Origin of the sequence: Pseudomonas batumici, assembly GCF_036585405.1 — a bacterium.
GTDB classification, from domain to species: Bacteria; Pseudomonadota; Gammaproteobacteria; order Pseudomonadales; family Pseudomonadaceae; genus Aquipseudomonas; species Aquipseudomonas batumici.
Genome location: NZ_CP144470.1, coordinates 5,789,121 through 5,808,973 on the forward strand (window position 1 = coordinate 5,789,121; position 19,853 = coordinate 5,808,973).

23 protein-coding genes and 2 pseudogenes are annotated in these 19,853 nt (G+C 61.7%); 4 read left to right on the forward strand and 21 right to left on the reverse strand.

Annotated elements, in window-relative coordinates:
- Positions 1–5 precede the first annotated feature (5 nt).
- Positions 6–1,781: a glyoxylate carboligase gene (gcl, locus tag NUH87_RS26470; protein WP_338523309.1), complete on the reverse strand. Its 1,776-nt coding sequence runs from the start codon at positions 1,779–1,781 to the stop codon at positions 6–8.
- Between the two features lie 264 nt (positions 1,782–2,045).
- Here gcl and NUH87_RS26475 point away from each other — a divergent pair, with 264 nt between their 5' ends.
- The gene (locus tag NUH87_RS26475; protein WP_040065782.1) at positions 2,046–2,486 is read left to right on the forward strand and encodes a GlcG/HbpS family heme-binding protein; all 441 of its coding nucleotides are present in this window, start codon (positions 2,046–2,048) and stop codon (positions 2,484–2,486) included.
- 13 nt (positions 2,487–2,499) lie between these two features.
- Here NUH87_RS26475 and NUH87_RS26480 read toward each other — a convergent pair whose 3' ends face one another.
- From NUH87_RS26480 to puuE, 7 genes and pseudogenes are all read right to left on the reverse strand, one after another.
- Complete coding sequence (locus tag NUH87_RS26480; protein WP_338523310.1) at positions 2,500–3,108, reverse strand: TetR/AcrR family transcriptional regulator; 609 nt, start codon at positions 3,106–3,108, stop codon at positions 2,500–2,502.
- 124 nt (positions 3,109–3,232) lie between these two features.
- Positions 3,233–4,570 (reverse strand): annotated as a pseudogene (locus NUH87_RS26485) (nucleobase:cation symporter-2 family protein); the annotation flags it as partial.
- Between the two features lie 131 nt (positions 4,571–4,701).
- Positions 4,702–6,045, reverse strand: coding sequence for a urate hydroxylase PuuD (locus tag NUH87_RS26490; protein WP_338523311.1), 1,344 nt, complete (start codon positions 6,043–6,045; stop codon positions 4,702–4,704).
- Between the two features lie 51 nt (positions 6,046–6,096).
- A complete protein-coding gene (locus NUH87_RS26495; protein ID WP_338523312.1) occupies positions 6,097–6,600 on the reverse strand; it encodes an ureidoglycolate lyase in 504 nt (167 codons plus the stop codon).
- 69 nt (positions 6,601–6,669) lie between these two features.
- Positions 6,670–7,665 carry an allantoicase gene (gene alc / locus NUH87_RS26500; RefSeq protein ID WP_338523313.1) on the reverse strand — a complete coding sequence of 332 codons (996 nt, stop codon included), beginning with the start codon at positions 7,663–7,665 and terminating at the stop codon, positions 6,670–6,672.
- 66 nt (positions 7,666–7,731) lie between these two features.
- Positions 7,732–8,247, reverse strand: coding sequence for a 2-oxo-4-hydroxy-4-carboxy-5-ureidoimidazoline decarboxylase (gene uraD / locus NUH87_RS26505; RefSeq protein WP_338523314.1), 516 nt, complete (start codon positions 8,245–8,247; stop codon positions 7,732–7,734).
- Positions 8,244–9,170, reverse strand: a complete 927-nt coding sequence (puuE, locus tag NUH87_RS26510; protein ID WP_338523315.1) for an allantoinase PuuE — start codon at positions 9,168–9,170, stop codon at positions 8,244–8,246. The genes uraD and puuE overlap by 4 nt, the downstream gene beginning before the upstream one ends.
- Positions 9,171–9,613: 443 nt before the next feature.
- Between puuE and uraH the strand changes: the two genes are divergently transcribed.
- Positions 9,614–9,967 carry a hydroxyisourate hydrolase gene (uraH, locus tag NUH87_RS26515; RefSeq protein ID WP_040065801.1) on the forward strand — a complete coding sequence of 118 codons (354 nt, stop codon included), beginning with the start codon at positions 9,614–9,616 and terminating at the stop codon, positions 9,965–9,967.
- A gap of 102 nt (positions 9,968–10,069) precedes the next feature.
- On the opposite strand, the gene NUH87_RS26520 is transcribed toward uraH, so the two are convergent.
- The gene (locus NUH87_RS26520) at positions 10,070–10,696 is read right to left on the reverse strand and encodes a LysE family translocator (RefSeq protein ID WP_338523316.1); all 627 of its coding nucleotides are present in this window, start codon (positions 10,694–10,696) and stop codon (positions 10,070–10,072) included.
- A 64-nt stretch (positions 10,697–10,760) separates the two neighbouring features.
- Entirely contained in the window at positions 10,761–12,110 is a 1,350-nt protein-coding gene (locus NUH87_RS26525) for an NCS2 family permease (RefSeq protein WP_338523317.1), read from the reverse strand.
- A 226-nt stretch (positions 12,111–12,336) separates the two neighbouring features.
- On the opposite strand from NUH87_RS26525, the pseudogene NUH87_RS26530 reads away from it, so the two are divergent.
- Both NUH87_RS26530 and NUH87_RS26535 read left to right on the forward strand, forming a co-directional pair.
- Positions 12,337–12,498, forward strand: a pseudogene (locus tag NUH87_RS26530) (PLP-dependent aminotransferase family protein); the annotation flags it as partial.
- A 10-nt stretch (positions 12,499–12,508) separates the two neighbouring features.
- On the forward strand, positions 12,509–13,111 hold the full coding sequence (locus NUH87_RS26535; RefSeq protein ID WP_338523318.1) for a glutathione S-transferase family protein: 603 nt from the start codon (positions 12,509–12,511) through the stop codon (positions 13,109–13,111).
- Between the two features lie 131 nt (positions 13,112–13,242).
- Here the strand turns inward: NUH87_RS26535 and NUH87_RS26540 are convergent, their stop codons facing one another.
- From NUH87_RS26540 to NUH87_RS26590, 11 genes are all read right to left on the reverse strand, one after another.
- The gene (locus NUH87_RS26540) at positions 13,243–13,614 is read right to left on the reverse strand and encodes a glutathione S-transferase N-terminal domain-containing protein (RefSeq protein ID WP_338523319.1); all 372 of its coding nucleotides are present in this window, start codon (positions 13,612–13,614) and stop codon (positions 13,243–13,245) included.
- A gap of 103 nt (positions 13,615–13,717) precedes the next feature.
- A complete protein-coding gene (gene folE / locus NUH87_RS26545; RefSeq protein WP_338526956.1) occupies positions 13,718–14,263 on the reverse strand; it encodes a GTP cyclohydrolase I FolE in 546 nt (181 codons plus the stop codon).
- A gap of 22 nt (positions 14,264–14,285) precedes the next feature.
- Positions 14,286–15,431 (reverse strand): tyrosine-type recombinase/integrase, encoded by a 1,146-nt coding sequence (locus tag NUH87_RS26550; RefSeq protein WP_338526958.1) that lies wholly within the window; start codon positions 15,429–15,431, stop codon positions 14,286–14,288.
- Complete coding sequence (locus NUH87_RS26555; RefSeq protein WP_338523320.1) at positions 15,335–15,676, reverse strand: hypothetical protein; 342 nt, start codon at positions 15,674–15,676, stop codon at positions 15,335–15,337. Before NUH87_RS26555 ends, NUH87_RS26550 begins: the two co-directional genes overlap by 97 nt.
- Before the next feature lie 443 nt (positions 15,677–16,119).
- Positions 16,120–16,299: a hypothetical protein gene (locus NUH87_RS26560; protein WP_338523321.1), complete on the reverse strand. Its 180-nt coding sequence runs from the start codon at positions 16,297–16,299 to the stop codon at positions 16,120–16,122.
- The gene (locus tag NUH87_RS26565; RefSeq protein ID WP_338523322.1) at positions 16,296–16,442 is read right to left on the reverse strand and encodes a hypothetical protein; all 147 of its coding nucleotides are present in this window, start codon (positions 16,440–16,442) and stop codon (positions 16,296–16,298) included. The genes NUH87_RS26560 and NUH87_RS26565 overlap by 4 nt, the downstream gene beginning before the upstream one ends.
- Positions 16,439–16,675 (reverse strand): hypothetical protein, encoded by a 237-nt coding sequence (locus NUH87_RS26570; RefSeq protein ID WP_338523323.1) that lies wholly within the window; start codon positions 16,673–16,675, stop codon positions 16,439–16,441. The genes NUH87_RS26565 and NUH87_RS26570 overlap by 4 nt, the downstream gene beginning before the upstream one ends.
- Before the next feature lie 46 nt (positions 16,676–16,721).
- On the reverse strand, positions 16,722–17,192 hold the full coding sequence (locus NUH87_RS26575) for a phage protein NinX family protein (RefSeq protein WP_338523324.1): 471 nt from the start codon (positions 17,190–17,192) through the stop codon (positions 16,722–16,724).
- A complete protein-coding gene (locus tag NUH87_RS26580) occupies positions 17,189–17,806 on the reverse strand; it encodes a hypothetical protein (protein ID WP_338523325.1) in 618 nt (205 codons plus the stop codon). Before NUH87_RS26580 ends, NUH87_RS26575 begins: the two co-directional genes overlap by 4 nt.
- On the reverse strand, positions 17,803–18,135 hold the full coding sequence (locus tag NUH87_RS26585; protein ID WP_338523326.1) for a hypothetical protein: 333 nt from the start codon (positions 18,133–18,135) through the stop codon (positions 17,803–17,805). The genes NUH87_RS26580 and NUH87_RS26585 overlap by 4 nt, the downstream gene beginning before the upstream one ends.
- Positions 18,132–19,814: a DNA cytosine methyltransferase gene (locus tag NUH87_RS26590; RefSeq protein WP_338526961.1), complete on the reverse strand. Its 1,683-nt coding sequence runs from the start codon at positions 19,812–19,814 to the stop codon at positions 18,132–18,134. The genes NUH87_RS26585 and NUH87_RS26590 overlap by 4 nt, the downstream gene beginning before the upstream one ends.
- Positions 19,815–19,853: the final 39 nt, after the last annotated feature.

The following is a 19,853-nucleotide window of genomic DNA, read 5'->3' on the forward strand; positions in this document are numbered from 1 at the left end:
GTAGGTCAGTCGAGCAGCGCAATCGCCGTCGGCGCATCGTTGCCGACCAGCGCCAGGTCTTCGAACTCGTTGATGGCGTTGATCTCGGTGCCCATGGAGATATTGGTCACCCGTTCCAGGATGATCTCGACCATCACCGGCACCCTGAACTCTTCGATCATCGCCTGGGCCTGACGCAGCGCGCCCTGGATCTGCTCCGGCTCGAACACCCGCAGGGCCTTGCAACCCAGGCCCTCAGCGACGGCCACGTGGTCCACGCCATAACCGTTGAGCTCTGGCGCATTGAGGTTGTCGAAGGACAGTTGCACGCAGTAGTCCATGTCGAAGCCGCGCTGGGCCTGGCGGATCAGCCCCAGGTAGGAGTTGTTCACCACCACGTGGATATACGGCAGCTTGAACTGCGCGCCCACCGCCAGTTCCTCGATCATGAACTGGAAGTCATAGTCGCCGGACAGTGCCACCACCTTGCGGTTCGGGTCGGCCTTGACCACCCCCAGCGCGGCCGGAATGGTCCAGCCCAGGGGGCCGGCCTGGCCGCAGTTGATCCAGTGCCGTGGCTTGTAGACATGGAGGAACTGCGCGCCGGCAATCTGCGACAGGCCGATGGTGCTGACGTAGCAGGTGTCCTTGCCGAACACCTGGTTCATCTCTTCATAGACGCGCTGCGGCTTGACCGGCACGTTGTCGAAATGGGTCTTGCGCTGCAGGCTGGCCTTGCGCTGTTGGCAATCCTTGAGCCAGGCACTGCGATCCTTCAACTTGCCGGCAGCCTGCCATTCACGGGCCACTTCGATAAAGACGGTCAGGGCCGAGGCGGCGTCGGAAACGATGCCCAGGTCCGGGGTGAACACGCGGCCGATCTGGGTCGGCTCGATGTCCACGTGAATGAACTTGCGGCCTTCGGTGTAGACCTCCACGGAGCCGGTGTGACGGTTGGCCCAACGGTTGCCGATACCCAGCACGAGATCGGATTTGAGCAGCGTGGCATTGCCGTAGCGGTGGGAGGTCTGCAGCCCGACCATGCCGACCATCAGCGGGTGGTCGTCGGCAATCGTGCCCCAGCCCATCAGGGTCGGGATCACCGGAATGCCGGTCAGCTCGGCGAACTCCACCAGCAACTCGCTGGCATCGGCGTTGATGATGCCACCACCGGCCACCAGCAGGGGGTGTTCGGCCTGGTCGAGCAGGGCCAGGGCCTTCTCGACCTGAATCCGCGTGGCGCTTGGTTTGGCCAAGGGCAGCGGTTGGTAGGCGTCGATATCGAATTCGATCTGGGCCATCTGCACGTCGAACGGCAGGTCGATCAGCACCGGACCGGGGCGGCCGGAGCGCATTTCATAAAAGGCCTTCTGGAAGGCGTAGGGCACCTGGCCGGGTTCGAGCACGGTGGTTGCCCACTTGGTCACCGGCTTGACGATGCTGGTGATGTCCACGGCCTGGAAGTCTTCCTTGTGCAGCCGTGCCCGCGGTGCCTGGCCGGTGATGCAGAGGATCGGGATCGAGTCGGCGCTGGCGCTGTACAGGCCGGTGACCATGTCGGTGCCGGCCGGGCCCGAGGTGCCGATGCACACGCCGATATTGCCGGCCTTGGCGCGGGTGTAGCCCTCGGCCATGTGCGAGGCGCCTTCGACATGACGAGCGAGGACGTGATCGATACCGCCGACTTTCTGCAACGCGCTGTACAGCGGGTTGATCGCGGCACCGGGAATGCCGAAGGCGGTGTCCACGCCTTCGCGACACATCACCATGACGGCAGCTTCGATTGCTCTCATTTTGCTCATTGTTTTGTGCCTCTTGCGTTTTGTAATTGTATACAAGTTGCTGTGTGGCGAGTGTATTCATGGCAGGTGGCGAAGGTCAATGCCTTTTCTCGAACGATCTGAAGATTCGTTCCAGGGCCATTTATCGGGTGTCTGAGTGGATTTAGGTGCGTCTATTGTTATTTTTGTATACAAAAACATTGTTTGTTGTGTTCTATTTGTCTTGGCGGACGGCTCCTGAAGCGGAGCGTCAACGGCTTTCCCCTCACCTATAAGGACGGCACCATGAGCGCTTTAACCTTGAATCTCGCAGTCAGCCTGGCCAGTCAGGCGATTGCCGCCGGCCGGGCCATTTCGGCGGCGCCACTGACCATTGCGGTGCTGGATGGCGGCGGACACCTGGTGACGCTGCAGCGCGAGGACGGGGCGAGCCTGCTGCGTCCGCAGATCGCCATCGGCAAGGCCTGGGGCGCGATAGCCCTGGGCAAGGGGTCGCGATTGCTGGCGCTGGATGCGCAGCAACGGCCGGCGTTCGTGGCGGCGTTGAACAGCCTGGGGCAGGGCAGTGTGGTACCGGCGCCGGGTGGAGTGTTGATTCGCGATCAGGACGGGAAGGTGATCGGTGCGATCGGGATCACTGGCGATACGTCGGATATCGACGAGCAGTGCGCGATCAGCGCGGTCGAGGCGTTGGGGCTGGTGGCGGATGCCGGGGTGTCAGTTTGACAGGCGCCACGGTCTACCGGTCCGGCTCACAGCCCTTGAGCACCAGCCGCACGATGGTCTGTGCCGCCGCCTCATAGTCGGCGTCTTCCAGCTTGGCCTTGCCGGTGATCGAGGAGATCTGCCAGTCGAAATCGGCATAGGTCTGGGTCGCGGCCCAGATGCTGAACATCAGGTGATGGGGATCGAGCGGGGCGATCAGGCCGCGGTCGATCCAGCTCTGGATGCAGGCGATATTGTGCCGGGCCTGGGCGTTGAGCTGTTCCACTTGCTCGGCGCTCAGGTGCGGCGCGCCGTGCATGATTTCACTGGCGAAGACCTTGGAGGCGAAAGGCAGGTCGCGGGAGATACGGATCTTCGAACGGATATAGCCGGCCAGCACTTCAGCGGGCACGCCTTCGGGGTTGAACGGTGTCGAGGCCTGGAGGATCGGCTCGATGATGCTTTCCAGCACCTCGCGGTAGAGGTTGTCCTTGGATTTGAAGTAGTAGTAGACATTGGGCTTGGGCAGGCCGGCCTTGGCCGCGATATCGCTGGTCTTGGTGGCGGCGAAGCCCTTGTCGGCGAACTCTTCGCTGGCGGCGCGCAGGATCAGTTCTCGGTTGCGTTCGCGGATGGTGCTCATAAACCAGGTTTTTCCTTGCCGGCCCGGGCGGTTGGGCATGGTAGCACCGGGTTTGCGCAAGGCTCAAGAATGCCGCTCCCGCACATTCACAGCGATCGGCCAGGGCATCAGTGCTGATGAACATGCCCGCTGAGTGCCGCCCGTTCGGCGCCCCCAGCACGTTGAACAGCAGGTTCAGGGACACGGCACTCAGGGTCGCCATGGCGATACCGCTATGGGTGATCGGACCCATCCACAACGGCAGGTGGGCGAAGAACTCCGGTCGCACCACGGGGATCAGGCCCATGCCGATGCTCACCGCCACCAGCAGCTGATTGCGCCGGTCGGAGATGTCAGCCTCCTGGAGGATCTTGATCCCGGTGGCCGCCACCATGCCGAACATGGCGATGGCCGCGCCGCCCAGCACCGCCGGGGGAATCGAGGCCACCAGGAACGCAGCCTTGGGCAGCAGGCTGAGGATGATCAGGAAGAGCCCTGCGACCGCGGTCACCGAACGGCAACGCACGCCGGTCATCTGCACCAGGCCGATGTTCTGGGCGAAGGAGGAATGGGTAAAGGTGTTGAGGAAACCGGCGAGGAACGACGCGCCGGCGTCGCACAGCAAGCCGCGCCGGAGCATGCGCGGGGTGACGTCCTGGCCGGCGATCTTGCCCAGGGCCAGGAACATCCCGGTGGACTCGACGAAGATGATCACCACCACCAGGCACATGGACAGGATCGGCGCCAGGTGAAACTGCGGCAGGCCGAAATGCAGCGGGGTGACCACCTTCAGCCAGGGCGCCTGGGCCAGGCCGCTGAGGTCGACCATACCGATGGCACCGGACAGGACATAGCCCAGGGCCATGCCGATCAGCACCGAGATATTGACCCAGAAGCCACGCATGAAGCGGTTGATCAGCAGGATGGTGGCCAGTACCAGCGCGGCCACCGTGAGGTAGGTCGGCGAGCCGAACGGCGCCGCCGTGTTGCCGCCGCCGGCCCAGTTGACCGCTACCGGGAACAGTGAGAGGCCGATGGCGGTAATCACCGTGCCGGTCACCAGCGGGGGGAAGAAGCGCACGACTTTCGACATGAACGGGGCGATGAGCAGGCCGAAGAAACCGGCGGCGATGGTGGCGCCGAAGATACCGGGCATGCCGATGCCGGGCATGCCGGCCATGGCCACCATGCTACCAACGGCGGCGAAGCTGGCCCCCATCATCACCGGCATGCGGATGCCCATGGGGCCGATGCCGAGGGATTGCACCACGGTGGCGATACCGGCCACCAGCAGGTCGGCGTTGATCAGAAAAGCGATTTCCTCACGACTCAGGCCGGCGGCCTGTCCGATGATCAGCGGTACGGCGACGGCGCCTCCATACATCAGCAGGACGTGTTGCAGACCCACCAGGATCAGTTGCAACAGGGGCAGGCGCTGGAAAGCGGGTGCGGCGGGGATGCGCGGCTCGGATAACTCGGACATGCAACACCTCGGATTTTTTATTCTTGTGGTTTTAGCGCTGTGTGGTTGCGAACAGCCTTCTTGAATCGGTTACACCTGTGTGGCGGATAGGGCTTTTGTAGTGAGTGGGCAAGCCCACTCACTACAAACGTTTAGTTGGTATGCGCGCCCTGGTTGATCCAGGCACCGATCAGGTCACGTTCCTGCTGGGTCATCTGGGTGATGTTGCCCAGCGGCATGATCTGGCTGGCGACGGCCTGGGCCTGGATGCGCGGGGCCAGTTGCTGGATCTGTTGCGGGGTGTCGAAGATCACCCCCGCCGGTGCCGAACTGAACAGCGGGCTGGTGGGCTGGGCCGAATGGCACACCGCACAGCGCTCCTGGATCACGCTGTGAACCTTGTCGAAGCTGACATCGGTGGCACTCGTCGTCGCGGTGGGCGCTGCAGTTGGAGCTGGCGTTGGAGCAGCCGGTGCGACCGCAGCGGCGGGCGCCGCCGGTGCTGCGGTCGTCTCGGCCGGCTTGCCGCCCAGCGCGGTTTCCGGCAGGGGCTGGTATTCGATCTTCGCCGGCGCCTTGGCGACCTGCGGTGCACTCGGGGTCGACGCGGGGCCGGTGACATAGGCCAGGCAGATCATCCCCAAGGCCGCGACCGGCAAGGTCCAGGCGAACTTGTGGCTGTTGTGGCGGGTGTTGAAATAGTGCCGCACCAACACCGCCAGCACCGCGATCCCGGCCAGGATCAACCAGTTGTACTGGCTGCCGTAGGTGCTAGGGAAGTGGTTGCTGATCATGATGAACAGCACCGGCAGGGTGAAGTAGTTGTTATGCCGCGAGCGCAGCAGGCCCTTGGCCGGCAGGGCCGGGTCCGGCGTGCGGTTCTCGGCGATGGCCGCCACCAGGGCGCGCTGGGCGGGCATGATGATGCGGAACACGTTGCCGACCATGATGGTGCCGATGATCGCGCCGACGTGCAGGTACGCCCCACGACCGCTGAACACCTTGCTGAGCCCGTAGGCGGCGGCAATCAGCAACACGAACAGGATCAAGCCGAGCAGGGCCGGGCGTTTGCCCAGGGCCGAATCACAGAGGAAATCGTAGACGAACCAGCCGGCGATCAGCGCACCGATGCCGATGGCCACGCCCTCGGGGCCGCTCAGGCCGCTGCCGGGGGCCACCAGGTAGAGCACGGGGTTGGAGTAGAACACGATGCACAGCAGCGCGATCCCCGAGATCCAGGTGAAGTAGGCTTCCCATTTGAACCAGTGCAGGTTGTCCGGCATGGTCGGTGGGGCCAGCTTGTATTTTTCCAGGTGGTAGATACCGCCGCCGTGGATTGCCCACAGGTCGCCCGCCAGGCCTTCCTTCGGGTTGACCCGGTTGAGGTTGTTCTCCAGCCAGACGAAGTAGAACGACGCGCCGATCCAGGCCACGCCGGTGATCATGTGAATCCAGCGCACGCTCAGGTTCAGCCATTCCATCAGATGTGCTTGCACAGTCTTTACCTCTCGCCTGTCACTCTTTTTCGGGAGTGATCAGACCTTCTCTTATTGGTGGGGGGCGAGGATCAGGTACTCATCCTCTTTGAAGAAATGCTCATCGCAGTTGTTGCCGGAGCCACTGCGATCAACCACCAGGAAGTCATCCCGCTTTTCGATCGTCAGCACCGGGTGGTGCCAGACGCCGCGATGGTAATTGATGCCCTGCCTGCCATTGCTGACGAAGGCGCGGACCAGACCTGATACAGGTGCATCGCCAAGGGGCGCGACCACGATCAGAAAGGGGTTGCCGAGCAGCGGGATAAAAGCCTGGCTGCCCAGCGGATGGCGTTCGAGCATGCGTACGGTCAAGGGCATCTCCAGGGCGTCGGCGCGGAAGATGCTGATGATTGCCTGGTCGTCCGGCGTGGCGGTTTGCACCGTCGCCAGGCGATGGAAGCGCTGGGTCGAACCGTTGTTGATCATGAAGTGAGCGCTGCCGTCGGTTTCGATCACGTCACCGAAAGGGGCGAAGGCTTCTTTGCTCAGCGGTTCAATCGTCAGTGTGCGCATGCGGTTCTTCTGTTCTCGGATTCTGTGTCTCGGTGGTTCCCACGTGGTGCGTGGGAACCACCATTGGGGTTACTTCGCGACTTTGCCCAGCACCCGCAGCCGGCTCACGCCGCCGTCCGGGAACACGTTCAGGCGGATGTGGGTGATGGGCCCCAGCGCCTTGATCTGTTCGGCGAAGCTGTGCTCCTGGTGCATTTCCAACTTCTGGCTCGGCAGCAGTTCACGCCAGAACAGGCTCTGGGTCTCGATCTGGCTGTCGGTGCCGCCCTTGACGAAGGCGCCCTGGATCGAGCAGCTGTCCGGGTAGTTGCCCTTGAAGTGCAGGGTGTCGACGATGATCTGCTCGACCTCGCCCGGATGCCCCAGGGCCACGATCACCCAGTCATTGCCCGGCGTACGCCGGCGCGCGGTTTCCCAGCCGTCGCCCATGTTGACGCCACGGCCCGGGTTGAGGATGTTGCTCATGCGGCCGAAATGCTCGTCGGAGCAGGCCAGTGCGCGACCGCCGTTGAGGGCGGAGGCCAGGTCGACCTGTTCGTTGTCGCCCACCGCCGACCAGTCACGGAACGGAATGCCATGGACCCGCAGGCGTGCCACACCACCGTCCGGATAGATATTGAAGCGCAGGTGGCTGAAGGCCTGGTCGTTGCTGATTTCGTGGTAGTGATGGCTGTTGCCTTGCAGCTCGACGGCGGGCAGCACTTCGACCCACTGGGTGTTTTCGTCTGGTTCGCCCTTGCTCAGGAAGCAGGCTTCCAGCGAGGCCGACGGTGGGTAGTTGCCGGTGAAGAACGAAGTGTCGATGTCCACGCCCTTGATCGAGCCGGGCACGCCCAGGCGGATCACCGCGCTGTCGTAGCCTTCGAAACGCTTGCGGCGCGACTCCCAGCCGTCCATCCATTTGCCGTTGTCATCGAACACGCCTTCCTTCCAGACCGCCGGGGTCGGCTGGAACAGGCGGTTGGCGTCGGCGAACCAGTCGTCGGTGACCGAGATGATCTTGGTGCCCAGGCGGGCGTCGGCCAGGTTGACGAACTTCTCGAAAGGTGCGGCGTAGGCTTTCATGCTTTTTGTCTGCCTTTTAATTAGTGGCTGGGGAGGCTTGCAGGGCCCGGGTTCAGGCGCGGCTCGCTAAAGGGTCAGTAGACGGAACAGGGCGATCTTGTTGATTTCGGCCAGTGCGCACTGGAACTCGGTGTCCACCGGGTTGTGGATGCGCACTTCGAACGCGGCAAGGATCTGGTGCCGGTTGCTGCCTTTTACCGCCATGATGAAGGGAAACTTGAACTTGGCTTTATAAGCGTCGTTCAGCTCGGTAAAGCGTTGGAACTCCTCGTTCGAGCATTGGTGAATACCGGCGCCGGCCTGTTCGTTGGTGCTGGCTTCGGTGAGTTGGCCCTGGACGGCGGCCTTGCCGGCCAGGTCCGGGTGGGCGTTGATCAATGCCAGCTGGCTGGCGTGATCGGCGCTCAAGAGGATGTCGCTCATGCGCTGGTGCAGGGTCTCGATCTCGTCGAGCCCGGCGTCCTGGCCCAGGTCGAAAGCCTTTTCGGCGACCCAGGGCGAATGTTCGTAGATATCGGCGAAGGCCTGGACGAAGGCCGCGCGGCTCAAGGTCGATGGCTTGAGGGTCTGGAAGACAGTCATTTCGCGGCTCCCGGGCAAGGGTGGGTGGCGTGCCAGTGGCGCGCGATGTCGACCCGGCGGCTGAACCAGACCCGCTCATGACCCTTGACGTATTCAATGAAGCGCTGGAGGGCGGCCAGGCGTGCCGGGCGGCCGATCAGGCGGCAGTGCAAGCCGATGGAGAGCATTTTCGGCGCCTCGGCACCTTCGGCGTAGAGCACGTCGAAGGCATCCTTGAGGTAGTGGTAGAAATCGTCGCCGGTGTTGAAGCCCTGCACCTGGGTGAAGCGCATGTCGTTGGTGTCGAGGGTGTAGGGGATCACCAGGTGCGGCTTGCCGGTAGGGGTGTCGGGTTCCCAGTAGGGCAGGTCGTCGTCGTAGGTGTCCGAGTCATAGAGGAAGCCGCCTTCCTCCATCACCAGCTTGCGGGTGTTTGGCCCGGTGCGCCCGGTGTACCAGCCCAGCGGACGTTCGCCGCTGATTTCGGTCAGGATGCGGACGGCTTCGAGCAGGTGCTCGCGCTCCTGCGCCTCATCCATGTACTGGTAGTCGATCCAGCGGTAGCCGTGGCTGCAGATCTCGTGGCCGGCCTGGACCATGGCGCGGATCACGTCCGGGTGACGCTGGGCGGCCATGGCCACGGCGAAGACGGTCAGGGGAATATCGAAGCGCTTGAACAGCTTGAGAATCCGCCACACACCGGCACGGCTGCCATACTCGTAGAGCGACTCCATGCTCATGTTGCGCGCGCCCTGCAGGGGTTGCGCAGCGACCATTTCCGAAAGGAAGGCTTCGGATTCCGGGTCGCCATGGAGGATGTTGCGTTCGCCGCCTTCTTCGTAGTTGAGCACGAAGGACAAGGCGATGCGGGCGTTGCCCGGCCAGTGGGGGTGAGGCGGGTTACTGCCGTAACCGATCAGGTCGCGTGGGTAGTCGGCGCTCACTGCAGTCTTCCTTCTTGTTCGTGGTGACGGTTGCGTGGTGCCCCGTCGAAACCGGGTGGCGTCACGGCGATGGAATGATTGTATACAACTTTATATTGATTTTGTAAGCCCGTTTTTTTGCATTTCTTTCCGTTGGATGACCACGCCCTTCACTCCGGATTCACCTTGGAAAGCACTGCAAGAAATCTGCCTGATCGGTCAGTTAATGGTTTTCCGGGCTTTTACCGGCAGGCGATAGCGCTCCATTCGTGGCCGGCAGGCGTGGGGCCGGGGTGGTGGAAAATATCCTGAATTTATTGTGTACAATTTTTTGTAAAAGTGTCTTAATTATTTCCGGGTCGTGCCAGCTCGTGCTTCGCCAGGGTGCGGCTTCTCCTTTATCCACTGACTCCGGGAGGCGCGAGGCCTGATCTGCCTGAAGGGCGGGTCGGTCCGCAGAATCAATGGGACGTTTGACTACACATGTTTTGGATGCCGCACATGGCTGCCCCGGCAGCTCGATCAAGGTCGAGCTGTATCGGGTCGAAGGCGCACAGCTGGAGCTGGTCGCCAGCGCCCTGACCAACAGCGACGGGCGCTGCGATGCGCCGTTGCTGCAAGGGGCCGACTACCGCTCCGGGGTCTATCAGTTGCAGTTCCACGCCGGCGACTACTATCGGGCCCGTGGCGTGACGCTGCCGGAACCGGCGTTCCTCGACGTGGTGGTGCTGCGTTTCGGTATCAGCGCCGAGCAGGATCATTACCACGTACCGTTGCTGATTTCGCCCTACAGCTATTCGACCTACCGAGGCAGCTAGATTCCCCAAGCATCTGCGCAACAGCTTCCTTGGTCATTTGCCCGCTCACACTGGCGGGCTTTTTTTATGCCTCGCGAAAGGGCCGTTGCCGGCCCTGCACCTCTAGCGGCTCAACAGCGACGCCGCGCCCGCGCCACTGAACAACCCGGCGCTGATCCGGTTGAACCAGCTCTGCCCCTTGCCGCTACGCAGGTAACCGGCCGCGCCATGGGCGCCAAGGCCGTAGGCCAGCTTGCACAGCAGGTCCAGCACGGTCCAGGTGGTGATCATCACCAGCAACTGGCCGAGGAACGGCTGGTCAGCCTTGAGAAACTGCGGCAGGAACGCGGCGAAGAACAGGATGTCCTTCGGGTTGCTCGCGCCGAGCACGAAGGCGCGCCCAAACAGGGCACGAAAACGCGGAACCGGGGCGCTTTCGGGCACATTCGCCGCCCGGGCCGGTTGCCGCGATTGCTGCCAGCTCTGCCAGGCGAGGTAGAACAGGTACAGCGCACCGACGATCTTCAGCGCGCTGAACAACCGCTCCGAAGCCAGCAGCAGTGCTCCCAGACCCAGGGCCGAAGCGCTCAACAGGCAGATCGAGGCGCTGACGCCGCCGAGAAAGGCCGGGTATGAACGCCGCAATCCATAGTTCAGGCTGTTGCTGATCATCAGCAGCGACAGCGGCCCGGGGATAAGGATCACCACCAGGGCGGCGCCACTGAACAACAACCAGGTTTCCAGACTCATCAGGTTTCTCCCTTCGTACAAAAGCCCCATCGAAATGGGGCCGGTTACTACCGCGGGTTCTCTTCTACAGGAAGATGAACTTGGCGATAAAGATGGCGCACAGCACCCACAGGCTGATGGAAATATCCTTGAACTTGCCGGTCCCCGCCTTCAGCGCCACGTAGGTGATAAAGCCCAGGGCGATGCCGTCGGCAACCGAGAAGGTCAGCGGCATCATGATCGCGGTGACGATCGCCGGAATGCTGTCCGTCGCATCGTTCCACTCGATATGCGCCATGCCACTCATCATCAGCATCGCCACGTAAATCAGCGCGCCGGCGGTCGCGTACGCAGGGATCATGCCAGCCAGCGGGGCGAAGAACATGGCCGCGACAAACAGTATGCCTACAGTAACAGCGGTCAGACCAGTCCGACCACCCGCCGCAACGCCGGCGGCGCTTTCCACGTAGCTGGTGACCGGCGGGACACCGACCACCGCGCCGAATACGCTGGAGACGCTGTCGGCCTTCATGGCCCGGGACAGGTTCTCGATACGACCGTCGGCGTTCACCAGGCCGGCGCGCTGGGCGACGCCCATCAGGGTGCCGGCGGTGTCGAACATGTGCACGAAGAGGAAGGCCAGGACCACGCTGATCATGCTGATGTTGAACACACCCTTCAGGTCCATGGCCATCCAGGTCGGGGCCAGGCTCGGTGGACTGGAGAAGATGCCGTGGTATTGCACCAGGCCCAGGCCCCAGCCTGCGAGGGTCACGCTGATGATGCTGATCAGGATGGCGCCGAATACCCGGTGGTAGCTGAGGATCGCGATCATCAGGAAGCACAGGGCGGCCAGCAGCGGACCGGGTTCATGCAGGGCGCCGAGGCGGATCAGGGTGGCGGGGCTGGCGACGACGATCCCGGCGGTCTTCAGGCCGATGACTCCGAGAAACAGCCCGACTCCGGCACCCATGGCATGGCGCAGGCTGACGGGGATGCTGTTGAGCAGCCATTCGCGGATCCTCGACAGGGTCAGGGCCATGAACAGGACGCCGGAGATGAACACCGCACCGAGGGCGGTTTCCCAGTGGTAGCCCAGGGTGCCGACCACGGTGTAGGTGAAGAACGCGTTCAGGCCCATGCCCGGTGCCAGTCCCACCGGCCAGTTGGCGTACAGGCCCATCAGCAGACAGCCGAGGGCGGCGGCGATGCAGGTGGCGACAAAGGCCGCGCCATGGTCGATGCCGGCGTCGGCCATGATGTTCGGGTTGACGAAGATGATGTAGGCCATGGTGATGAAGGTGGTCACCCCGGCGATCAGCTCGGTTTTCACCGTGGTGCCATGCAAACTGAGCTTGAACAGGCGTTCCAGCAGGCCGGAACTCGAGGGTGGCGACAGGTCCAGCAGGGAGGCTTCGGATTTGCGGCTTTCCACAGCGTGTACTCCTCAAGAGTTTTATTGTTATTTCCAGAGCCGGACGCAGGGGCGGGCAGCGGCTCTTTGAGGCAGCACGGGTTTGTTGACTATGAGGTCAGGAACTCGCACGAAACGAATTTATGCTTTTGTATACAAATAAAGCAAATAATGTTTTTTAATTTGTGTGCGATACGTCGGAAGATGAAGTCCTCTGGTGAAGATCGCCACGAAACCCAGGCGCCGGGATGTCGCGTTCATGCCCGGTGAACCTTTTTTTGCCGAACCGGAGCGTAATCCGGGTAATCTTCGTCTTAATTTCAGTCATATCGCACCGGAGCGCCTGGACGAAGGTCTCAAGCGCCTGGCCGCTGTCATCCGTCATGCACAGGCCGCACAAGCGGCTTAAGGGGAGGGCCATGTACAAGGTTTATGGTGATTACCAGTCGGGCAATTGCTACAAGATCAAGCTGATGCTGCACCTGCTGGGGCAGGAGTATCGCTGGCACCCGGTGGACATCCTCAAGGGCGGCACCGAGACGCCGGAATTCCTGGCGAAGAATCCCAACGGCAAGGTGCCGGTGCTGGAGCTGGAAGACGGCACCTGCCTGTGGGAGTCCAACGCGATTCTCAACTTCCTCGCCGACGGCAGCGAATTCCTGCCCACTGAGCCGCGTTTGCGCACCCAGGTGCTGCAATGGCAATTCTTCGAGCAATACAGCCACGAACCCTACATCGCGGTGGCGCGCTTCATCGAGTTCTACCTGGGCTTGCCGGAGGAGCGTCGGGAGGAATACCTCAAGCTGCAGAAGCGCGGGCACAAGGCATTGAAGGTGATGGAGAAGCAGCTTCAGCAAACCCCGTACCTGGTGGGCGAGCACTATTCGATCGCCGACATCGCGTTGTATGCCTATACCCATGTCGCGCATCAGGGCGGCTTCGACCTGAGTGCCTATCCGGCTATCCAGGCCTGGTTGCAACGGGTGGCGAGTCATCCGAAGCATGTCGGCATGCTGGATTGATCGGCAAATCCGCAAACACCTGAACCGGCCTCAGGGCCGGTTTATTTTTGCCGGTGCGGGCACCTTCGTCGCCGGTCAGGTTCTAGCGGAAACTTGCTTTCCCAGGCTGCCGGCAATGAAGGTGGCTGGCTTCAGGCGGCGGCAAAGCGCTTTTGCAGGTAGTCGATGATCACCTTGGATTCGTACATCCAGGTGGTCTGGCCATTTTCTTCGATGCGCAGGCACGGCACCTTGATCTTGCCGCCTTGCTCGAGCAGGGTCTGGCGGTCCTGTTCGTTGTTCTTGGCGTCACGCAGCGCCACCGGTACGTTCAGGCGGCGCAGGGTGCGGCGGGTCTTCACGCAGAACGGGCAGGCGTGGAACTGATACAGGGTCAGGTCCCGGGCGGCGGCATCGACCTTGGCCTGGTCCGGCGCGGAGCGTTGCTGCTTGCGTGGGCGGGTGAGGAAATCGACGAAGATGATGAGCTGGCCCAGGCCGACTCGAAGGGCTTTGACGAACACGGTATAGCCTCGCGGGCGGTGGAGAAGGGCGCGCAGCTTACCTGATTTTTACCGTGCGAAAAAAAACCGGCGATGAGCGCCGGTTTTTTCATGTCGCCAAATCTTACTTGATCAGCGCCAGGAACTCGCTGCGGGTCGCCGCGTTTTCGCGGAACTCGCCCAGCATCACCGAGGTGATCATCGACGAATTCTGCTTCTCCACGCCGCGCATCATCATGCACATGTGCTGGGCTTCGATCACCACAGCCACACCCAGGGCACCGGTCACCTGCTGGACCGCGTCGGCGATCTGGCGGCTGAGGTTTTCCTGGATCTGCAGGCGCCGGGCATACATGTCGACGATGCGGGCGACCTTGGACAGCCCCAGCACCTTGCCGCTCGGGATGTAGGCCACGTGGGCCTTGCCGATGAACGGCAGCAGGTGGTGTTCGCACAGCGAGTAGAGCTCGATGTCCTTGACCAGCACCATTTCGCTGTTGTCGGAGCTGAACAAGGCACCGTTGGTGACTTCTTCCAGGGTCTGTTCGTAGCCGCGGCAAAGGTACTGCATGGCTTTGGCTGCACGCTTGGGCGTGTCCAGCAGGCCCTCGCGGGAGACGTCCTCGCCGAGTTGACCGAGGATCGCTGTGTAATTCTGTTCCAGTGTCACAAGGGCCGATTCCATAAGGGTTTCAGAGGGGTACTGTTTCGGTCTGTACCAATTTTGTACCAATCAGGCTTTGTTCCAGCTTCCCGACTTCGCTCCAGTCTTCACTGGAGTTGATCCACCGGGCGTAGGTCGACAGTAGCATTTGCACGCTGTGGCCGAGCTGATTCGCGATGAACCCAAGGTTCATGCCTGCCATTAGGCACATGGTAGCGTAAGTGTGCCGGCAGTTGTATTGCCGTCTGGCCCGGATCTTCAACGCGACCAGGGCCGCCTTGAAGTGCTTGTCGGTCACGCTGGCCTGCTGGATGAACTCAAAGTTCTTGGTCGGCGGGAACACGTAGGGCGACTGCTTGTGCTGGCGCCTGCTCTGTTTTGCCCTCAATTCGGCCACGCCCTTGGCCGCCTCAATCGCATTCAATGCCCTGCTGTTCAGCATGACTCGCCGCGTTTCGCGGGTTTTCGTGCGCTCCTCGATCTTGTAGTCCGCCACGATTCTGCACACGTTGGCGACTCGCCCCTCTGTATTCACTTCATCCCAGCGCAAAGCCGCTATCTCACCAGGCCGCATGCCGGTGTAAAACGCGAACTCGAAATAGGCCGCGTACACCCGCATTGAACCGGTCAGCACCTTATATAGGTGCCCAACGATCAAATCAGCCTCTGCCACTGTGAACGGGTCCACCGGTTTCTTTGCCTTCACCGGCAATTCAATCGAGCCGACCGGATTCCGTGTGATCAACTCATCACCGACAGCGCTTTCGAACAGCGTGTGTAGGCGCTGGATCGCCGAGCGCTTCACAGTCGACGATTTCCATGGCGTTTCACTGACGATTTTTCGAAGCATTGCCGACGTGATCTGGTCGATCGGGATCAACGCCAGGTGTGGCATCCAGTAAAGGTTGAGGGATATCCGGTAGTTTTTCCGCGTGCCACCCACGACCTCCCGGCTGTCGAGCCAGGTTTGCGCGTAAACCCCGAACAGGGGCGTGGCAGAGTAGGTGGAGTAGGTCGAGTTCGGGAACAGCTCGGCGTAACGTTGATCGTCCATCACGCCGTGCTTGATTAGGCTGGTTACTGTAGCGCGCAGATCGGCGGCAGCTTTGATGCCTTTTGGCGTTTGGGGATAGGGGAGGGTCTCGCAGCGCCGGAACTTCCAGGTGAAACGAATCCGGACTGATTGTCCTGCAAATTCAACTCCGGCGGGCAATCCCAAAGGCTTTCTAGCCATGCCTCATATCTCCTGATGCTGTAGTAAATCTGCCCGTCGATCTCGTTCCACACCCCTTTCGGGATGATGCCGCGCTGGCGCTTACCCTGAAGCGCGCGGCGAGTAGTCCCGACCATCTCCGCGAAGTTCTTCTCGGCGATTTTATCGGACAGGTACTCGACGGGTATCTGCTCTGCTGCTGCCATGATGGTGCTCCATGCCGCCCTATGGCGGCAGAAGGTGGTTGATGTTCAGTCGCTGCTATAACTGGAGCTGCTATCGCTTGAACTGGAAGAGCTACAGCTGTCGCTCGAGGAGTAGCTGCCGCTGTCATAGCTGCTGTAACTGCTGCTGGAGTCGCAGTGACTGTGTGAATGGGTAGGTTCGTATGAGTCGACCTGGTTCAGCGGGCTGAAGGGGCTCAGCGGGTTCAAAGGGTTGAGCAGATCCGAAGAGGTGTCGCGGCTGGCAGCCGGGGATGATGAGGCGGAGAAGCTGGTGCCAGAGCCACTGCCAGGCCGGGCAACGGTTGTTGGTGTCACGGGTTTCTCGGTGGGCTTGCGCCGAAAGCGCTTTTTCAAAGATTCGAACATGCAGGACTCCTCGCCCGCCAGGCCGGCAGGCTGTCATAGAGTTGAATGGGGTGGGCTCAGGCCGGGACGCAGTCGAGCTGATAGCCGAGACCAACCCGACGGGCTGCCTCTTCGGTCCTGAAACTCAGCGTGACGCGTATCACCGGGCAGACGCCTTCGCCGACGATTACGTGCCACAGGCCGAATTTCTTGTGCGCAGGCTTGATGATCTTGGTGACGACTCGTTCATGGCTCATTGCTTCAATCCCTCCTGCTTGGCGCGCATCCAACCCTTATTCCACCTTTGATGGGAATGGGGCCAGAGGTTCTTGGGGAATGGATTGCCGTCCTCGGAGATTCTGTCGAGGAAGGCTTTGTAGCCTTTTTCGAAAGGGGTCATGGCGCCAGCCTCCCAGTAAGCCGCTCCAGCCAGGTCAGCCGGCGCGGCAAATGTTCGCGGTCATCAATCTCTATCACCACGTACGAGCACTTGTCGAAAGTGTCTTCACGCTGATGCTTTAACCAGCAGGCCTCTTTGGCCGCATCCTGGACATTAGCGGCCTTCAGCTCGTGCACATTGAATCCGTTGCTATCGACGTGCCAACCGTGGATTACGGCTATAAACCGGCTCATGGCTTCGGCCCCTTGTAGATGAGCCAGGCCATGTAGGCGAGGGCGATCATGGTAAAAGCTCCTTCGGAATCTGGACGGTCGCGCCCAGCTTGGCGGCGATGATGGCGCGGCAGATGGCAATCAACGGCGTTTCTCCCTCGCCACGACCGACACCGCCGGGGAAGCCTGGGACCTTTGGTGGCGTGGTGCACACTCTGGCGCTGACGGTGGCATGCCAACTTTCATATGTCTGCCAGCAGCCCTTGACCTTGCCAGTTTTTTCGTCGTAGTTCGCCCGGTGAACGTCATGCGGCGGGTCGATGAAGATTTGCCAACTCTGGATCAACGGGCCGCCCTGAGCCCAGTCGCTGGATGGGCGTAGCTCCAACCCTGACGGGGCATGAATTTCGTAGTAGGTTTTGCTTGGGGTTTCTATGGCTACAATCCTTGCCAGCACCCAGCCAGCAGCTTTCGCCACCGCCCAATCCAGCGCCGGCCCGATCAGGTCGACGGTTTTCACTTCGGTCAGTTCGTTCATGGTGTCACCCTCCTGAACTCGACCACCCAAACCCACGGATTTGCGTTCCACGATTCGGCACCATTGATCGATGACCAGAGCAGTTCGAACGATTTGCGCGGATCCGAACTGTAGGTCTCGATGCCATCCACGTGATACCAGTCACCCAACTCAGCGTGATCGGTATACAGCCGCACACCTTCAGCCTTTGATTGGTCTTCGCTGATGTTCTGCAACCGCTCGACGCGCACGCCGGTGATCTCCAGCAGGATGCGGCTGTCGCGCCGGAACATGTGGATGCCAGGTTTCCAGGGGCCGCCGTAATCGGTCCGGTTATCGCTCTCTCGGTATACGACCCACTCCTGGTCAGGAGCCTGGGCGATACCGATGCGCGCCCAGGTCTCGCGCACCCACAGCCGGTCGCCAGGCTGTCCATATGGACAAAGTTTCACAGCAGACACATAGCCGTCGTCACACTCAACGAATGGATACCCTGCATCGATATCCGCTTGTCCGCGCGGTTCGTCGAACCTATTCGCTAGCCGGGCCTTCACTGGCCGCCGCGTGACCGTCTTCCGGCCCTCCAGGATGGCGCGCACTTCGTGACCGAGGAGGTGAATAGGTCGCTCTTTCATGGCCGAGCCTCCAGCAGTTCAATCACGTCCTTGATGCCCTTGGCGTGGCTGGGCGGCCTGCTGACCGCCGCCCGGATGAGGGCCTGGACCAGCTTCGCGATGTGGGCCGGTTCGGTAAGCGTGTCGCCGGCGTGCTCGACCATGTCGACTGCGAACTGCCGACCCTCCAGGTACATGACGCGGTTGATCGGGCCGCTGGTGTCAATCTCGTTCAAATCGAGCTGCACCAGGACATCGGCGAAGGTCTGGACGACCCGTGGTTTCGGCTGGGGAACGGGCAAAGGACTGCCCAGGGCGCGGTCGAGCGCCCGTCGTGCGAGTGCATTCATGGGATTACCTGCTCGGAAACGCTCAGACCAACCGCGACCGGGCGGACCCAGATCGGCATGCTGTTGAGCATGAAGGTTTCGCCGGCCTGAGCCAGCAGTAGGGTAGTGCCCATCACGTGACCGATTGCTTCGGCGGCGTATGGCGGGACTGCGTTGCCGATCCGCTCGCTCCAGTCTTTATCGCTCAGACCGTCCAGGATCAGCTGTTCTTCGGGGTCTATCAGGCTCTGCAACGCCGCTTTTTCAAGAGTGGTGAAAGGGCGGTGCCACGTGCCATCCAGGCTGCGGATGATGCAGGTCAGGCGCTCATTGGCATCTGGAATGCGAGGGTCGGCGACGCTGAATCGCCCGCTGTCGTAGCGCGAGCTCGCGGCGATTGCGCCAGCGTGCTGGTCGAACGGGATTACTCCGTAGTGGCCGCCGGTCAGGTAATTGTCGCCCTTACCGCGGTGCAGAATGCGCGGGTCGGCGACGGACTGCTGGCCGCCCTGCACACCTTTGCCGCCAGCAATGATGGTGCCGGCCGGCTTGTCGAACGGAACAACACGGTAGTTACCGCTGTGGCGATTCCAGTTCGGGCGAGGGTCGGCCACGCTGAAAGTGCCCTGACCCGGCATCGTTTGTCCAGGAATGGTCGGCGACGATTCATCCCAGCAGACCACGCCGAACTGCTGGCCATGATTCCAGTTCGCGGCCTGACGGTAGCGAGGATCTGCAACCGAGAATGCGCCGTTTGTTGGGCTGCTGCGGCCAGCGATGGTCCCGCAGGTATCACCCCAGTCATGCACGCCCAGGTAGCCGTTACGGTACTCTGGCACGATGATCAGGTCGCGCAGGTGACCGTCCTCGATCGCCAGATCGTTCAGGCTCCGCCAGTCGCTGCCAGCGCGCACCAGGGCCAGACGCACCCAGGTCTGCCATTGCAGCGACGGCACCCGGTGCATCGGTCCAGCGGCCTCGATATCGCCCGCCAGCGGCATGCGGCCCAGGATGGAGCCCACTGACTTGAGTGTCTTTTGCTCTGGCTCGTACAGGAACGGAGGAACCTTCTCGATGTGCCTGGCGACCAGCAAGAAGCGCTTGCGGCTCTGGGCCAAGCCACCGATCACGCCGCAGTCGTGGGTGGTTTCGGCGACCGCGTAGCCGTAGAAGGCCAGCAACTGGTTGATCTGGTCCAGCAGGTGGCGGCCACGGGTAGCAAGGCGCGGCACGTTTTCGAACACGATCAGCGACACGGGGTTGTGTTTCCATGCTTCGCACATCAGCCAAACGCAGCGCAGCGTCAGTTCGTTCAGGGCCTGATACTTCGGGGTCAGGCTCATGGTTTCGGACAGCAGGCCAGATGCCCCCTTGCAGGGGCTGCTGATGAACACCGCGTCCGGATCTTGGTTGCCAGCAGCGCGTCGAACATCTTTGGCAGTGGCTTCGCGCCAGTCTGCCGGCGGCTCTGTGCCGTGAAAGGCGATGTACTGCTGGCGGGTGAACAGGTCCATAAGGGTGCCTGGCACGCCAGAAAGCTTTTGGAAATCGCGAAGGCCAGCAGGATCAACGTCTATACCACCGATGCATTTCCACTCGGCCTGCATGTTGCCGACAACCGGCTTGGCCCGGTTGAAACCCTTGGCGCCGCCGCCGAGGCCGCAGCAGAAGTGGAAGTGCTTGAAAATTCGCTTGAGCATCATGCGGCGGATTCCTTGAGGCAAAAAGGAAGGCGCCCG

Excerpts from the sequence above, each read along its gene's own strand:
- NUH87_RS26585 (WP_338523326.1), bottom strand. The coding sequence starts at position 18,135 with ATGAATGCACTCGCACGACGGGCGCTCGACCGCGCCCTGGGCAGTCCT.
- NUH87_RS26475 (WP_040065782.1), top strand. The coding sequence starts at position 2,046 with ATGAGCGCTTTAACCTTGAATCTCGCAGTCAGCCTGGCCAGTCAGGCG.
- NUH87_RS26590 (WP_338526961.1), bottom strand. The coding sequence starts at position 19,814 with ATGCTCAAGCGAATTTTCAAGCACTTCCACTTCTGCTGCGGCCTCGGC.
- NUH87_RS26480 (WP_338523310.1), bottom strand. The coding sequence starts at position 3,108 with ATGAGCACCATCCGCGAACGCAACCGAGAACTGATCCTGCGCGCCGCC.
- gcl (WP_338523309.1), bottom strand. The coding sequence starts at position 1,781 with ATGAGCAAAATGAGAGCAATCGAAGCTGCCGTCATGGTGATGTGTCGC.
- NUH87_RS26495 (WP_338523312.1), bottom strand. The coding sequence starts at position 6,600 with ATGCGCACACTGACGATTGAACCGCTGAGCAAAGAAGCCTTCGCCCCT.
- NUH87_RS26535 (WP_338523318.1), top strand. The coding sequence starts at position 12,509 with ATGTACAAGGTTTATGGTGATTACCAGTCGGGCAATTGCTACAAGATC.
- NUH87_RS26575 (WP_338523324.1), bottom strand. The coding sequence starts at position 17,192 with ATGAACGAACTGACCGAAGTGAAAACCGTCGACCTGATCGGGCCGGCG.
- NUH87_RS26570 (WP_338523323.1), bottom strand. The coding sequence starts at position 16,675 with ATGAGCCGGTTTATAGCCGTAATCCACGGTTGGCACGTCGATAGCAAC.
- NUH87_RS26555 (WP_338523320.1), bottom strand. The coding sequence starts at position 15,676 with ATGGCAGCAGCAGAGCAGATACCCGTCGAGTACCTGTCCGATAAAATC.
- NUH87_RS26565 (WP_338523322.1), bottom strand. The coding sequence starts at position 16,442 with ATGACCCCTTTCGAAAAAGGCTACAAAGCCTTCCTCGACAGAATCTCC.
- NUH87_RS26580 (WP_338523325.1), bottom strand. The coding sequence starts at position 17,806 with ATGAAAGAGCGACCTATTCACCTCCTCGGTCACGAAGTGCGCGCCATC.
- NUH87_RS26520 (WP_338523316.1), bottom strand. The coding sequence starts at position 10,696 with ATGAGTCTGGAAACCTGGTTGTTGTTCAGTGGCGCCGCCCTGGTGGTG.
- uraD (WP_338523314.1), bottom strand. The coding sequence starts at position 8,247 with ATGACTGTCTTCCAGACCCTCAAGCCATCGACCTTGAGCCGCGCGGCC.
- alc (WP_338523313.1), bottom strand. The coding sequence starts at position 7,665 with ATGAAAGCCTACGCCGCACCTTTCGAGAAGTTCGTCAACCTGGCCGAC.
- uraH (WP_040065801.1), top strand. The coding sequence starts at position 9,614 with ATGGGACGTTTGACTACACATGTTTTGGATGCCGCACATGGCTGCCCC.
- NUH87_RS26560 (WP_338523321.1), bottom strand. The coding sequence starts at position 16,299 with ATGAGCCATGAACGAGTCGTCACCAAGATCATCAAGCCTGCGCACAAG.